Annotated in this window: 14 protein-coding genes; 10 read left to right on the forward strand and 4 right to left on the reverse strand. The window is 68.1% G+C overall.

Features of this window, described 5'->3' with window-relative positions:
- The first annotated feature begins 47 nt into the window (after positions 1-47).
- From ACPTTF_RS18165 to ACPTTF_RS18180, 4 genes are all read left to right on the forward strand, one after another.
- Positions 48-1367, forward strand: coding sequence for an SDR family oxidoreductase (locus tag ACPTTF_RS18165; RefSeq protein WP_423367628.1), 1320 nt, complete (start codon positions 48-50; stop codon positions 1365-1367).
- Positions 1364-1834: a DUF2269 family protein gene (locus ACPTTF_RS18170; RefSeq protein ID WP_166956268.1), complete on the forward strand. Its 471-nt coding sequence runs from the start codon at positions 1364-1366 to the stop codon at positions 1832-1834. Before ACPTTF_RS18165 ends, ACPTTF_RS18170 begins: the two co-directional genes overlap by 4 nt.
- A 97-nt stretch (positions 1835-1931) precedes the next feature.
- Positions 1932-2798, forward strand: coding sequence for a thiol-disulfide oxidoreductase DCC family protein (locus ACPTTF_RS18175; RefSeq protein ID WP_423367629.1), 867 nt, complete (start codon positions 1932-1934; stop codon positions 2796-2798).
- Positions 2795-4294 carry a TIGR01777 family oxidoreductase gene (locus tag ACPTTF_RS18180; RefSeq protein ID WP_423367630.1) on the forward strand — a complete coding sequence of 500 codons (1500 nt, stop codon included), beginning with the start codon at positions 2795-2797 and terminating at the stop codon, positions 4292-4294. The genes ACPTTF_RS18175 and ACPTTF_RS18180 overlap by 4 nt, the downstream gene beginning before the upstream one ends.
- Positions 4295-4352: 58 nt before the next feature.
- On the opposite strand, the gene ACPTTF_RS18185 is transcribed toward ACPTTF_RS18180, so the two are convergent.
- Positions 4353-4634 carry a zinc ribbon domain-containing protein gene (locus ACPTTF_RS18185; protein ID WP_423367631.1) on the reverse strand — a complete coding sequence of 94 codons (282 nt, stop codon included), beginning with the start codon at positions 4632-4634 and terminating at the stop codon, positions 4353-4355.
- 21 nt (positions 4635-4655) lie between these two features.
- On the opposite strand from ACPTTF_RS18185, the gene ACPTTF_RS18190 reads away from it, so the two are divergent.
- Positions 4656-5279, forward strand: coding sequence for a glutathione S-transferase family protein (locus ACPTTF_RS18190; RefSeq protein ID WP_423367632.1), 624 nt, complete (start codon positions 4656-4658; stop codon positions 5277-5279).
- An 81-nt stretch (positions 5280-5360) separates the two neighbouring features.
- On the opposite strand, the gene ACPTTF_RS18195 is transcribed toward ACPTTF_RS18190, so the two are convergent.
- A complete protein-coding gene (locus ACPTTF_RS18195) occupies positions 5361-6758 on the reverse strand; it encodes a serine hydrolase domain-containing protein (RefSeq protein WP_423367633.1) in 1398 nt (465 codons plus the stop codon).
- Positions 6759-6950: 192 nt separating this feature from the next.
- Entirely contained in the window at positions 6951-8126 is a 1176-nt protein-coding gene (locus ACPTTF_RS18200) for a hypothetical protein (RefSeq protein WP_423367634.1), read from the reverse strand.
- Between the two features lie 296 nt (positions 8127-8422).
- On the opposite strand from ACPTTF_RS18200, the gene ACPTTF_RS18205 reads away from it, so the two are divergent.
- From ACPTTF_RS18205 to ACPTTF_RS18225, 5 genes are all read left to right on the forward strand, one after another.
- Positions 8423-8842: an HIT family protein gene (locus ACPTTF_RS18205; RefSeq protein WP_089484860.1), complete on the forward strand. Its 420-nt coding sequence runs from the start codon at positions 8423-8425 to the stop codon at positions 8840-8842.
- A gap of 260 nt (positions 8843-9102) precedes the next feature.
- Complete coding sequence (locus ACPTTF_RS18210; RefSeq protein WP_166956283.1) at positions 9103-9267, forward strand: hypothetical protein; 165 nt, start codon at positions 9103-9105, stop codon at positions 9265-9267.
- A gap of 156 nt (positions 9268-9423) precedes the next feature.
- Entirely contained in the window at positions 9424-10083 is a 660-nt protein-coding gene (locus ACPTTF_RS18215; protein ID WP_166956286.1) for a methyltransferase family protein, read from the forward strand.
- A gap of 378 nt (positions 10084-10461) precedes the next feature.
- Positions 10462-10899 (forward strand): hypothetical protein, encoded by a 438-nt coding sequence (locus tag ACPTTF_RS18220; RefSeq protein WP_423367635.1) that lies wholly within the window; start codon positions 10462-10464, stop codon positions 10897-10899.
- 869 nt (positions 10900-11768) lie between these two features.
- Entirely contained in the window at positions 11769-12605 is an 837-nt protein-coding gene (locus ACPTTF_RS18225) for a bifunctional allantoicase/(S)-ureidoglycine aminohydrolase (protein WP_126226180.1), read from the forward strand.
- 156 nt (positions 12606-12761) lie between these two features.
- On the opposite strand, the gene ACPTTF_RS18230 is transcribed toward ACPTTF_RS18225, so the two are convergent.
- Positions 12762-13688, reverse strand: a complete 927-nt coding sequence (locus ACPTTF_RS18230; protein WP_423367636.1) for a LysR family transcriptional regulator — start codon at positions 13686-13688, stop codon at positions 12762-12764.
- Positions 13689-13732 lie beyond the last annotated feature (44 nt).

A 13732-nucleotide genomic window follows, 5' to 3' on the forward strand; every position in this document is an offset into this window, starting at 1 on the left:
GCTGTTATTTCTGTCTGTACAGAAATAACTGTAAATAGAGGATGAAAATGAACACCGTCTTGCCGTCGACTTGCCCGCAAGGCCGCACCGGGGCGCGCAGCATGACTGTCCTCGTGTGCGGCGCGAACGGGTTCATCGGGCGGGCACTGTGCGCGCAGCTCGAAGCCGGCGGCCATCGCGTGCTGCGCGGTGTGCGTCATGCGGTTGGCCCGAGCGACGTCGCGATCGACTTCGCCACGGACATCGATCCCGACGCGTGGCTCGCGCGGCTCGCGGGCGTCGACGTGGTGATCAATGCGGTCGGCATCCTCGCCGATCGGCGCGGCGCGACGCTCGACGCCGTGCATCGCGCCGCGCCGTGCGCACTCTTTACCGCGTGCTGCCGCGCAGGCGTGCGGCGCGTGATCCAGATCTCGGCGCTCGGTGTCGAGCGCGGCGACACGCGCTACTTCGCCAGCAAGTACGCCGCCGACCGTTTCCTGCAGACGCTGCCGATCGACTTCCGGATCGTGCGTCCCGCGCTCGTCTATGGCACGGCCGGCGCGTCCGCGCGGTTTTTCCGGATGCTCGCGAGCCTGCCCGTGCAGGTGCTGCCGGCGGGCGGTCATCAGCGGCTGCGCCCGGTGCACGTCGACGATCTCGCCGAAGTCGTCGCGCGGTGCGTCGTGCAACCGGGCGATGCGCCGGCGGCCGGCCGCCCGGTGATCGACGTGGTCGGCAACGACGAAGTCGAATACCGCGAGATGCTGGCCCGCTACCGCGCCGCGCTGGGGTTTGCGCCGGCGGCCCGCGTGACGCTGCCGGGCCCGCTGGCCGGCGCGGCGGCCGCGTTGCTCGGCGTGCTGCCGGGCGCGATGTTCACGCGCGACACGTGGACGATGCTGCGTGGCGGGAATACCGGCGATCCGGCCGCCGCCACGGCCATGCTCGGCCGGCCGCCGCGCGGGATCGACGGCTTCATCGGCACGGAAGCCGCCGCGCTGCGTCGCGACGCGCTCGCGATGTGGCGTCGTCCGTTGCTGCGCGGCGCGCTCGCGATCGTGTGGATCTGGACGGCCATCGCCAGCGCGTTCATCCATCCGCTGTCCGCGAGCCTCGCGCTGCTCGCGCCTGCGCATCTGACGGGGCTGCCTGCGCTGATCGCGCTCTACGCGGCCAGCGCGCTGGACTTCGCGTTCGGCATCGCAACCGTCGCCGCGCCGTCGCGTCGCCTGTGGGTTGCGCAAGCGGCGCTGATCGTCGCGTACTCGGCCGTCATCGCGGTCACGATGCCGGGGCTGCTCGCCGAACCGTTCGGGCCCGTGCTCAAGAACGTGCCGATTCTCGCGATCCTGTTGATCCTTTTTTCAGAAGAAGAACAAGCATGAATACCTATCTCGTCATCAAGGCGCTTCACATCCTGTCCTCGGTGCTGCTGGTCGGCACGGGGTTCGGCACCGCGTTCTACCTGTTCTTCGCAAACCGCACGCAATCGGTGCCCGCGATCGCGGCCGTGTCGCGCCTCGTGGTGCGCGCGGACTGGTGGTTCACGACGCCGGCCGTGATCTTCCAGCCGGCCTCGGGGCTGTGGCTCGCGCACACGGCCGGCTGGCCCTGGCATACGCCGTGGCTGCTCGCGTCGATCGTGCTGTATGCGATCGCCGGCGCGTGCTGGCTGCCAGTCGTGTGGCTGCAGGTCGAACTGGCCGCGATGGCGAAGCTCGCTCACGCGAACGGCGCCGCCGCATTGCCGGAACGCTACTGGCGCTATGCGAAGCGCTGGGAACTGCTCGGCTATCCGGCGTTCTTCGCGATGCTGACCATCTATTTCCTGATGGTGGTCAAGCCGATGTAAGCGTGTCGCCGCCGTGCGGGAGCGGCGGTTCGAAGCAACGGAATGCAGTCAATGGATCGATTCATGATGCCAGCCACAACAAGAAGGAGTGCGAATCATGGACTCAAGTGAACTGGTGCTGTACTTCGACGGACGATGTCCGTTATGCGCCGCGCAGATACGACGTCTCGGGGCCCGCGACACGCGGCAGCGGCTGGCTTTCGTCGATATCGCCGGGCCGGGCTTCGATCCGTCGCCGCTGGGCGTCGACCTGCCCGCGCTGAATCGCGAGCTGCACGTGCGCCTGCCCGACGGACGCATGCTGACCGGTGTGGAGAGCATCCTGGCCGCCCATGCGCTGACCGGGCGCCGCTGGCTCGTCCGGCTGCTTCGCGTGCCGGTCGTGCGCAGTGCGCTGGCGCCGCTGTATCGCCGCTTCGCGCGCAACCGGTATGCCGTCTCGCGCTGGCTCGGCTATCACGCCAAAGCACCGTGCGACGGGGCGGCGTGCGGCGGCGACCGTGCCGCCGAACATACGGCGGATCGTCCCGCACGTGATGACGCGCGACGCATCGTAGTGGCCTGGATGTACGGCGCGGCGATCGCACACCTGCTCGTCGGCATTGCCGTTCCATGGGTTGCCGGCACGCCATGGCTCGACGCGTATCACCGCGTCATCGAGTTGCATTTCTGGGCGGGCACGGCGCCCGAACCGGCGCGTGCGCAGCAGATCTGGTGGATGTCGCTGATCGGTGCAACGGTGCAATGCGCGTCGGTCTGGATGCTGGCGCTCGTCCACCTCGGCAACCGGCTGCGCCGGCGGGAAGTGTGGGGATGGCTGCTGGCCGGCCTGTTGGTCTGGGCGCCGCAGGACATGCTGTTTTCATTGCAGGCCCGTGTATCGGGCCACGTGGCGATCGACGCGGCGGCACTCGTCGCGATGGTGCCGCCACTCGTCTGGCTGTGGAGGAGGGACACCGTATGAACACCTTGGCTGCTTACGACTGGGCGCTCAACCTGCTGATCGTGCAGGGCGCGATGGGCGCATTCGATACGCTTTATCACCACGAACTCACGCAGGATCTGCCGCACAGCCCGCGCGCGCGGCTCGAGCTGGCGATTCACGCGGTGCGCTCCGTGCTTTACGGTCTCGTGTTCGCGTCGATCGCGAACGTCGCCTTTCACGGCGCCTGGGTCGCGGCCATCGCGGTGGTGGTGGTCGTCGAGGTGGGTCTGACGTTGTGGGATTTCGTCGTCGAGGACCAGAGCCGCAAGCTGCCGGCGACCGAGCGCGTGCTGCACACGCTGCTGGCCGTCAACGGCGGCGCGCTGTTCGGGATGATCGCGATGCAACTGGCCGTCTGGGCGCACGAGCCGACCGCGCTGCAGGCGCTCGATCTCGGCTGGCGCGGCGGGTTGCTGAGCGTGTTTGCCGTCGGCGTGACGGTATCGGGCATCCGCGACGGGATCGCGGCCTGCCGGATCGCGCAACGCGCGCCGGCCGCCAATCCGTTCGCGGGGCAGCCGCCGGGGAACGTGCTCGTCACCGGCGGGACCGGCTTCATCGGCGAAACCCTCGTGAACGGGCTGCTCGATGCGGGGCATGTGGTCACGTTGCTGGCGCGCGATCCGCTGCGCGCGGCCTACCAGTTTCATGGCCGCGTGCGCAGCGTGACGTCCGTCGAGCAACTGCAGCCGCACGAGCGTTTCGACACGATCATCAACCTCGCGGGGGCGCCGGTGCTGGGCGCGCGCTGGAGCAAGCGCCGGCAGGCGTTGCTGCTCGCCAGCCGCGTCGGCGTCACGGAATCGCTGATGCGCTGGGTCGAGACCGCCGAGATCAAGCCGCGCACGTGGATCCAGGCATCGGCGATCGGCTACTACGGCGTGCGTCCCTCCGACGAGCGGCTCGACGAGCGCAGCAGCGCCGGCACCGGCTTCATGTCCGAGCTGTGCCGGCGGTGGGAGCAGTCCGCACAGGCGCTCGAGCGCCACGGCGTTCGCTCGGTGGTGCTGCGGCTGGGCCTCGTGTTCGGGCCCGGCGGCGCGTTGCGTTCGATGCTGCTGCCGCATTACTTCGGGATGGGCGGCCGGTTCGGCGACGGCACGCAGGTGATGAGCTGGATCCACCGCGACGACGTGCTGCGGATCATCGCGCGCGCGATGGCGAATTCGGGCATGCACGGCGTCTACAACGCGGTCGCACCCGCGCCGTTGACCCAGCGCGAGTTCGTGCAGGTCGTGTCGAAGGTGTTGCATCGTCCGGCCTGGCTGCACGTACCGGCCACGCCGCTGCGCATCGCGATGGGCGAGATGGCCGAGCTGCTGCTGGACGGGCAGCGCGTGATGCCGGCGCGGCTGCATCAGGACGGCTTCATGTTCCGGTTTCCGACGGCCGAGCACGCGCTGCGTGACCTGACGAATCGGCCGCACGCGGATTTTCCGCGTACGGCATGTCGTTTGCCGCGTGGTCGTGTTTGACGGCGCTCCCCCTGGGAGAAGGCGATTCCCACTTCACTGGATGCGACCCGACATCGCCTCAAAGAGACATGGGACTGACGCTTTCTCCATGGGCTGGCGCCACCGGTCCGGCGGCCAAAATGTGACGCGCTGCGTTGATGTCGCGGTCGTGGGGCGTCCCGCATTCGGGGCAAACCCACGCGCGCACTTTCAGCGGCAGTTCGGCCACAGTCCCTTCACTCCCCGCCCCGCGCCCCGAAGGACGTTCCCCAGGGGAAAAGGACGAGGGTTCTCGGAGCAAACCTGATAAATTCGACGTGAATGCGTTCGGGGCGTGTCGTGCGCCCCGGATGCTCCGCATCCGACCTCACAAGGAGACTGCATGCTGCACATCCTCGGCAAGATCCCGTCCATCAACGTCCGCAAGGTGCTGTGGCTGTGCACCGAGCTGAACCTGCCGTTCGAACAGGAAGACTGGGGCGCGGGCTTCCGCACGACCAATGATCCGGCCTATCTCGCGCTGAATCCGAACGGTCTCGTGCCGGTCATCAAGGACGACGATTTCGTGCTCTGGGAATCGAACACGATCATTCGCTACCTCGCGAACCGTTACGGCGGCGATGCGCTGTATCCGGCCGAGCCGCAGGCGCGTGCGCGGGTCGACCAATGGATCGACTGGCAGGGTGCGGACCTGAACCGCTCGTGGGTCGGTGCGTTCCTCGGCCTCGTGCGCAAATCGCCCGATCACCAGGATCCGGCCGGCATCGCGCAGTCGATCGCCGGCTGGACGAAGCACATGCGCGTGCTGAACGCCCAGCTCGAAAAGACGGGCGCGTACGTGGCCGGCAACACGTTCACGCTCGCGGACATTCCGATCGGCCTGTCGGTGAACCGCTGGTTCGGCACGCCGTTCGAGCATCCGGATTTCCCGGCGGTGTCGCGCTATATCGAACGTCTCGCAACGCGCGAAGGCTTCAAGCAATACGCGGGCAGCGCGAATCCGTAAGACCAGGCAGGTAGTGCGTGAAGCGGCAATGTTGCAATCGCTGCCGCTTCACGCCTGATTCATCGATCCACGTACCCGCCGTCACGCGCCGGGCGCCGGCACCGCGTCGAGCACGCGCGCGAGAAACGCCTCGTGATTCCACGCGGCTTCCGGCCGCGACAGCCCGAGCCGCACGACTACCAGTTGACGGCTCGGCACCACGCTCACGAACTGGCCTTCATGGCCGACTGCATGAAACGCGTCGGCCGGTATCGCGTTCGCATGCGGATCGCGATCGTTGAACGGCTCCGGCACCTTGACCCACAGCTGTGCGCCGTACTCCTGGCGCTCCGACTGCGGTGTCGCGCGCGTCAGGTAGCGTACCCAGCCTTCCGGTAGCAGCCGCTGCCCGTCCCACACGCCGTCCTGCAGCAGAAGCTGCCCGAAGCGCGCCCAGTCGCGCGCGCTCGCATACATGTACGACGGGCTGACGAGTGTGCCGGACGCGTCGGGCTCGAACACCGCGCTGCGCATCCCGAGCGGCGCGAACAGTGAGCGGCGCGGAAACGCGAGGTAGTCGTCCTCGCTCCCGCCCAGCGCTTCGCGCATCACGCGCGCGATGATTGCGCTCGTGCCGCTCGAGTAGGACCACTGCGTGCCGGGTGTCGCGGCGAGCGGCTTCGCCGATGCGAACCGCGCGGTATCGGGCTGCGTGAACAGCATCAACGCGACGTCGGACAGCGGGTCGTCGTAGTCCTCGTTGAATTGCAGGCCGCTCGTCATCCGCAGCAGCTCGTCGAGCGTGATGGCCGCACGCGGATCGCCGCTGCCGCGCCATTCGGGCAGCAGCGCCGCCGCGTCGGGCGACAGCTTGTGCTGTGCGACGAGCATGCCGACCAGCGCGGCCGTCACGGTCTTCGTCATCGACCAGCCGGGCAGCGGCGTGTCGGCCGTGAAGCCGGGCGCATAACGTTCGGCGATCACCTGGCCGCGCCACATCACGACGACCGCGCGCGTGCGCCGCGGCCGTGCCGGATCGGGCTCGTCGAACGCGCGGTCGAGCGCGGTCTGCAGCTTCTGCGCGTCGATGCCGGCCGGCGGCGTGGCCGGCGCGGGCTGCGCGGGTGGATCGGGGAGGGGCGGCAGCGCGGCCGGCAACGCGCCGGGCGACGGCCCGATCGCGAGCGTGCAGCCGAGCCCGGGCCTGAAGTCGGCCTCGCGCCCGGCGAAGCCGGCGAAGGTCGCCACGGCGCGACGATGGTCGGGATCGATCGACGGGCGTACCAGTTTCAGCAGCGGATGCACGCCGGCCATGATGTCGACGTCGATCACGGACGCGGCAGGGCGGCCCGATACGTACACGCCGGAACACAGCGCCTTCGCCGCATAGCCGGTCGCGATCGGCGCGAGCCGGGACAGCATGTGGCCCGTGTAGCCGATCGCGGCGATGACCGCGAGCGCGACGCCGCGCAGGATCAGCTTCTTGAGGGGGATCGTCATGCGCGAGCGTCCTCGGTTGTCTGCAGGCAGAACATGAACCGGCAGTGTCGCAGGTTCAGGCCGGCGGTGGCAATCGCGAGGGCTTGCGATGCCGGGCGGCGTCGACAGCGCGCAGATTGCCCGGCGTGTGCGAATCGTGTGTGTCGATCGCCGATGTCGAACGGGCCCCGCGCGGCCCGTTCAAGTGGCGCGTCACTGCGCGTTGTTGTTGTCGGAGCGCAGGGTCCAGACCGTCGCGGTATTCGTGTTGTCGTCGACGGCCGCGAATTGTGGCTGGCCTTTGCTGCCTTGCCCGAACGCAATGCCGAATGCGGCCCCCGCCACGGAGTCGACCTGAATCTGTGCGACGAAGCGCCCGTCCACCGTGAATTCGACGATCTCGCTCGGCTGCAGCGGGTCGGCGTTGACCGCGTCGCCGTTCGCGGTCACGAGATGGCCGTTCGGGGCGAGCGCCAGCGCGAGCGGGCCGTGCAGGTGCACAGCGTCGAAGTAGATCATCCGCCCGACGCCGCCGTTGCGATTCGTCGACGCGGCGTTCTGGATCGCGAACACCGCGTTGTCGCCGGTGGAGGCGACATACAGCACGTCGATGTTCGGGTCGTACGCGAGGCCGGTCGGGCCGACGACGAGTGCGTTGGGATCGGTTCGATTCACGTAGCCTGACGCGATGACGCGCGAGCCCGGCAGCATCGTGACGCCATCGTCGCCGATCGCCAGTTCGATGCGTGAGACCGTCCCGTTCAGGACGTTCGAGACGAACGCGGTCACGCGCTGGCCGCGATCGATCACGGTCATGTCCCACGGCCCGTCGAGCAGCGTCGAGCTGACCAGTTGCTTGACGAGATTGCCTTGCGGGCCGATGACGAGCAGCGAGCCCGGGGGGACGACGGTCTTGCCGTCCGGCGCCGGGACGTTGCCCACCAGCACGAAGCCGCTGCGCAGCACCGCGAGCGCGGTCGTCAGGCCGAGATTGCTGCCCTGGAAGAACGTCGCCGGCGTCTTGCCGGGCGACAGCTTCACGATCGTCGTGCCGGTGCCTTGCGTGTTAGACGCCGCGTTGAAGTTGGACACGACGACGTCGCCGGGTTTCAGCGTGCTCCAGGTCGGCACGCCGCGCGGCACGAACGCGATGCCGTAGGGATTGACATCGCCGTTGGCGGGCACGGTCGAAGCGGTGACCGACGCCGTCGGCAAGATGATGTCGCTGCCGCCGGCCCACGCGAAAGCCGACGACAACGCGACCAGCCCGGCGCCGCAAGCCGCGCGGCATAGCGTGTGCGCAAGCGTGCGCCGCACGCGCGCGAGCACGGGCGGATCAACCGCGAACATAGTCGCGGCGGGTGAACGACAGGAGGGGAGAGGGTCCATGGCATGACTCCGGTTGATGATAGCGATCAGTCATCCCGGCTGCCGGCCTGCGCAGCCGACGGGTGTCCGGCGCGGGTTCGCGGTCGTACGGTTGTCGCGCGAACCCGCGCTTGAAATGAACGGATGGCGACGGCCGGATATTCCAATCTGTTACAGCACGTTGCGTGCGCACCGGCGTTCATTGTTCGCCGCAAGAGCGGCCCGGCCTGACAAGTTGAAATCCGACCCGCCGTCGGCCGATAATCGTCCGGCATTGCTCTCCCGCTCTCCCGGTCCAACCCTCATCGGAATACGCCATGTCCTACGACAACAACAACCCGTTCGCCAAAATCCTGCGCGGCGAACTGCCGTGCGTGAAGGTCGCTGAAGACGACACGACGCTCGCGATCATGGATCTGATGCCGCAGGCCGACGGCCACGTGCTCGTGATCCCGAAGGAGCCGGCCGCGCAGATCTTCGAATTGTCCGGCGACGCAGCCGCGGCCGGCATCCGCATGACGCAGCGCGTCGCGGCGGCGGTGCGCGCGGCGCTCGAGCCGGACGGCGTGTTCATCGGCCAGTTCAACGGCGCGGCAGCCGGCCAGACGGTTCCGCACGTGCACTTTCACGTAATCCCGCGCTGGGAAGGTGCCGAGTTGCGGATGCATGCGCGCGAGATCGCCGACGCGGCGACGCTCGAAGCGCTCGCGCAGCGCATTCGCGCGCGCTTCGTGTAACGCATCGATTACGCACGGCGCGGCGCAGCATGGCGCGGTACGGCACGCCGGCTGCCGCGCCATCGCCTGTTTCGGCGGTCATGCGAGGTAACACGTGTAACCGCCGGCGAAACTCGGCCCGGCCCACCCGGCGCTAGACTCGGCGCATTGCTTCATCGAGCGACAGGAAGGGCGGATTGCCTCTTCGTGCCGGCCGGCGCATCCCGCGGCGGCGCGGCTTTCGCGAGGTGCCATTCGTCTTTCGCGCCGGGAATCGAGCCATGTCCAGACTTCTCATTACGCTTGCCCTGATCGGCGGCCTGTCCGGCTGCTACATCGCGCCGCCGTACGGCTACGCGCCCGCGCCGGCCTACTACGGCTATGCGCCGGCGTATTACGCGCCGCCCGTCAGCGTCGGGATCGGCGGCAACTTCCGTATCCGCTGATCCGGCACCGGGCGCGGGCCCTGGCCTCACCGGTCAGGTGCGCCGCGTTGCGCCGGACGATGCGTGCGGATTCGCACACCGCATGACGGCGGCGCGCTACGCGACGTGTGCGCGGTTCCTATACTTCACAGGAAAGCGCATTCCGGCGAGGCAACCATGACAGTCACCCGCAAGGTCGCCGCCCTGTCGGGCATCTCCACGCTCGTCTATCTCGGGCTTGCGGTGCTCGGCAGCGGCGGGTTCGCTGCCTTCTTCTCGCATCCGCCGCTGACCGTCGTCGCCGTCGCGACACTCGCGATGGTCGTCGCGGCGATGTTCACCGAAGCCAACCTGAGCAGCGGCGAGCGCGAGAACCGCGACAACCGCTGGGTGCTCGCGGCGTTCGGGGTGAGCGGGCTCCTGCTGGCGTACCTGCCCGCACTGACCGACCGGCTCGATTTCTGGACCTTCGGCGGCGATGCGGTGCGCTGGACCGGCGTCGCGCTGTACATCGCGGGCGGCGGGCTGCGCATCTGGCCCGTATTCGTACTCGGCAAGCGCTTCAGCGGGCTCGTCGCGATCCAGTCGGGCCATACGCTCGTGACCGACGGCATCTACCGCCGCATTCGCAATCCGAGCTATCTCGGCCTGCTCGTCAATTCGGTCGGTTGGGCGCTCGCGTTCCGTTCGGGCGTCGGCGTGCTGCTGGTCGTGTCGATGTTGGTGCCGCTCGTTGCGCGCATCCGCTCCGAAGAGGCGCTGCTGCGTGCGCAATTCGGCGCCGAGTACGACGCGTATTGCGCGCGGACCTGGCGGTTGCTGCCCGGCGTGTACTGACCCTCTTCATTGCTCCCCGGCCGTCGTTTCGGGGTCCGCTCACGATACGTGCCCGATGTGTTGCCACGTGTGTCGCAAACGTGCGACGCCGCGCGTGGGCGGCCAGTCTTTCCGCCGGGTCGAATAGTCCGTGGAGCCAATGCCGGCGCGGGTTTGCGGGCATTCTGGCGCAGGCGTTCCAGGTCGCTTATTCGTAAACAACTTGTTACCAGAATGTCCACGGCAAGGACGTGGGACCGGTGCTATTCTTCGCCGCAAGCTCATTGAAATGAATTGGTCCGCGGTTCGGCACAATGCCTGACCCGACGTCGATCGATTCAGATCGTCGTACCGAGCGGACCTTCGATAACCAGATTGCGAACAAGGAAGAATACGGGAATGTGGAAGAAAATCGCCCCCGCTCTCGTCGTCGCCGCGCTGACCGGCGCGACTGCGCTGCCGGCCCTGGCTGGTGACATGAACAACGCGCTTGGCGGCGCGCTCGGCGGGGTAGCCGGCGCAGCGGTCGGCGGTGCCCTCGGCGGCAGCACGGGCTCGGTGATCGGCGGCGCCATCGGCGGCGGCGCGGGTGGCGCGGTGACGTCGAACCGTCGCGAACGCACCGGCGCGATCATCGGCGGCGCCCTCGGCGGCGGCGCAGGCACCGCGGCAGGCAACGCGATGGGCGGCCGCACGGGCGGCCTGCTGGGTGCGGCTGTCGGCGGCGGCGCCGGCGCGGCGCTCGGCGGCAACATGTCGCGCAGCTCGTACGAGCGTGATCACGGCGGCGGCTACTACCGTCACCGCAAGCATCGTCACCACCGCGACTGGGACTGATCGCCGCTGACGCGGCACGGTGCGCGAACGGCGCACTGTCGCGTCGAAGGCGTCGGCATCCGACGCGAGATTCGGCCCGGCGGCCCGCCGGGCCGCCATCGCCGGCCAGACCGGCGAACCCTTTCCGGCTTCATCAGCCGCGGCCAAATACCCGATCGACGGGCCGGCAAGTTTCCCTCCTCGTTGCATTTCCCCGTTTCCCGACTACACCACCTCTCGCGACCGAATGCGTCCGGGCAGCGTCGACCCCATTCGCGTTACGTTCGACCTCGTTGGCCCGTTCCGGCCTGACGGCGGCGCATGATCGGCGCGGAGCGGCTTTGCAGCCCCGCACGCGTCGTTGCATTCCAATCTGCGTAACCAGATGTATCGCGACCCGCGTGCGCGACCGGAACGGCGGCGGTTATTCGCCTGCGCTTCCAGCGTCCCGGCGAACGTGCGCATTGCCCCGCCCGTCAGGTTTTCCCGGATAGCCGGGCCGCCGCGCGGCGCTACCTCACCGCGTATCGCGGGTGCCGGCCGGTAGTGGGAAATCGAATGGATTCCATCGCAACATTTAATTGGTCGATTGCGAACGACTTCGCTATCGTCGGCAGTGCTCGCGTACGGCGTCGAACCGTGCCGCTGGCCGCGCCTCGTCGCATGAACGCGAGCGCCACGGCCCGGCCGCCGGCCCCACAAGCATGGGCCGCTGCGTCCGATGAACCGGACGAACCCGTCGCGAAGCCTGGCCGACCGAACGAAGGCGCGTGCGCCTTCAAGCCACCCCGGCAACGATGTCCCGCCGCCGCCTGCGCGCCCCACGCGCGTGCGTGCCGCCCGATGCCGTTGCAGCCCGGGGCCGGACCAACCCATTGCCTGGATGCACTATGTCTAAGACAACGTATTACGCGCCGCATGGCGGCCACCCGCCGCAGACCGATCTGCTGACGGATCGCGCGATGTTCACCGAGGCGTACGCGGTGATCCCGAAGGGTGTGATGCGCGACATCGTCACGAGCTGGCTGCCGTTCTGGACGAACACGCGCCTGTGGGTGATCGCCCGCCCGCTGTCGGGTTTCGCCGAAACCTTCTCGCAGTACATCGTCGAAGTGAACCCGGGCGGCGGTAGCGACAAGCCGGAGCAGGACAAGAACGCCGAAGCCGTGCTGTTCGTCGTCGAAGGTGAAGCCGAACTGACGCTGCAAGGCACGAAGCACACGCTGAAGCCGGGCGGCTACGCGTTCATTCCGCCGGGCGCGGACTGGACGCTGCACAACGTCAGCGATGCCGCGGTGCGCTTCCACTGGGTGCGCAAGCATTACCAGGCCGTCGACGGCATTGCGTTGCCGGAAGCCTTCGTGACCAACGAGCAGGACGTCGAGCCGATCCCGATGCCGGGTACCAACGGCGCATGGGTGACGACGCGCTTCGTCGACATGAGCGACATGCGCCACGACATGCACGTGAACATCGTGACGTTCGAGCCGGGCGGCGTGATTCCGTTCGCTGAAACGCACGTGATGGAGCACGGGCTGTACGTGCTGGAAGGCAAGGCTGTGTATCGACTGAACCAGGACTGGGTCGAGGTCGAAGCGGGCGATTTCATGTGGCTGCGCGCGTTCTGCCCGCAGGCATGCTATTCGGGTGGCCCTGGCCGCTTCCGCTACCTGCTGTACAAAGACGTGAACCGTCACATGAACCTGACGCTGAACCCGGCGCGTTAAACGCCGCGTCGGCAGTCGAATGTGAAAGCCCGCCGGTGCATGCCGGCGGGCTTTTTTTCATGACGCGGCGGTTGTCCGGGGGCCGGGGCGCGCATGTCGCTTGCGAAGCCCGCTACCGTGCCGCCGCTCGGACGGCGGCGCAGGCCATCCCGTGCATCATCCCGCACGCCCGTCGTGCAACGGTGCATCGACCAGCCGCAGCTCCTGCGCCAGGTCGATCAGCGCGCGCAACCGCGCGGGCACGAAGCGATGGCCCGAATAGTAGAGCCGCAGCCCGCCGAACGACGGGCACCACGGCTTCAGCACCGGCACCAGCGCGCCGGTCTTCAGCTCTTCGTCGATGAACCATTCGGAAATGAAACCGATGCCCAGCCCGAACAGGATCGCCTGCTTGATCGCGGCCAGTTCATTGAGCGCGAACCGCACGGGCAGGTCCATCTGCAGCTTCTGCCCGTTGCGTTCGAGCTCCCAGTGATAGATGCCGCCGTGGGACATGCGCATGCCGATGCTCTGGTGCTCGAGCAGGTCGCGCGGATGGCGCGGCGAGCCGTGGCGCTTCAGGTACTCGGGCGTGGCGACCACCAGCATGCGGATATCGCGCGACAGCGCCACCGCAATCATGTCCTGCGGCACCGATTCGGCCAGACGGATGCCGGCGTCGAACCCTTCGGCGACGATGTCGATCAGGCGCGATTCGCTCACGATGTCGATGCGGACCTCGGGATAACGCTGCGCGTACGGATGGAACAGCGGCCCCAGCAACAGATGCGCGGCTCCCTGCGGCGCGTTGATGCGCAGTGTGCCGCTCGGCGTGCCTGGCCCGGTGGCGGCTTCCTCGCCGGCGCTCGTGATCTCGGCGAGCGCGGGCGCGATGCGCTCCACGTAGCGCTGGCCCGCATCGGTCAGCGACACGCTGCGTGTCGAGCGGTTGAACAGGCGCACCTTCAGGCGCGCTTCCAGCCCGGCCACGGCGCTGCTCACCGCCGTCGTCGACATGCCCAGCTCCAGCGCCGCGCCGCGAAAGCTTGCGCGGCGCGCGACGGCCAGGACCACTTCCAGCTCGGTCATTCCGGTGCGGTGCATCGATTGTCCTGATTTTCGGGATGAGTCATCAGCGATAAGGCAGC

Source organism: Burkholderia crassaminum (assembly GCF_964265005.1).
Classification (GTDB): domain Bacteria; phylum Pseudomonadota; class Gammaproteobacteria; order Burkholderiales; family Burkholderiaceae; genus Burkholderia.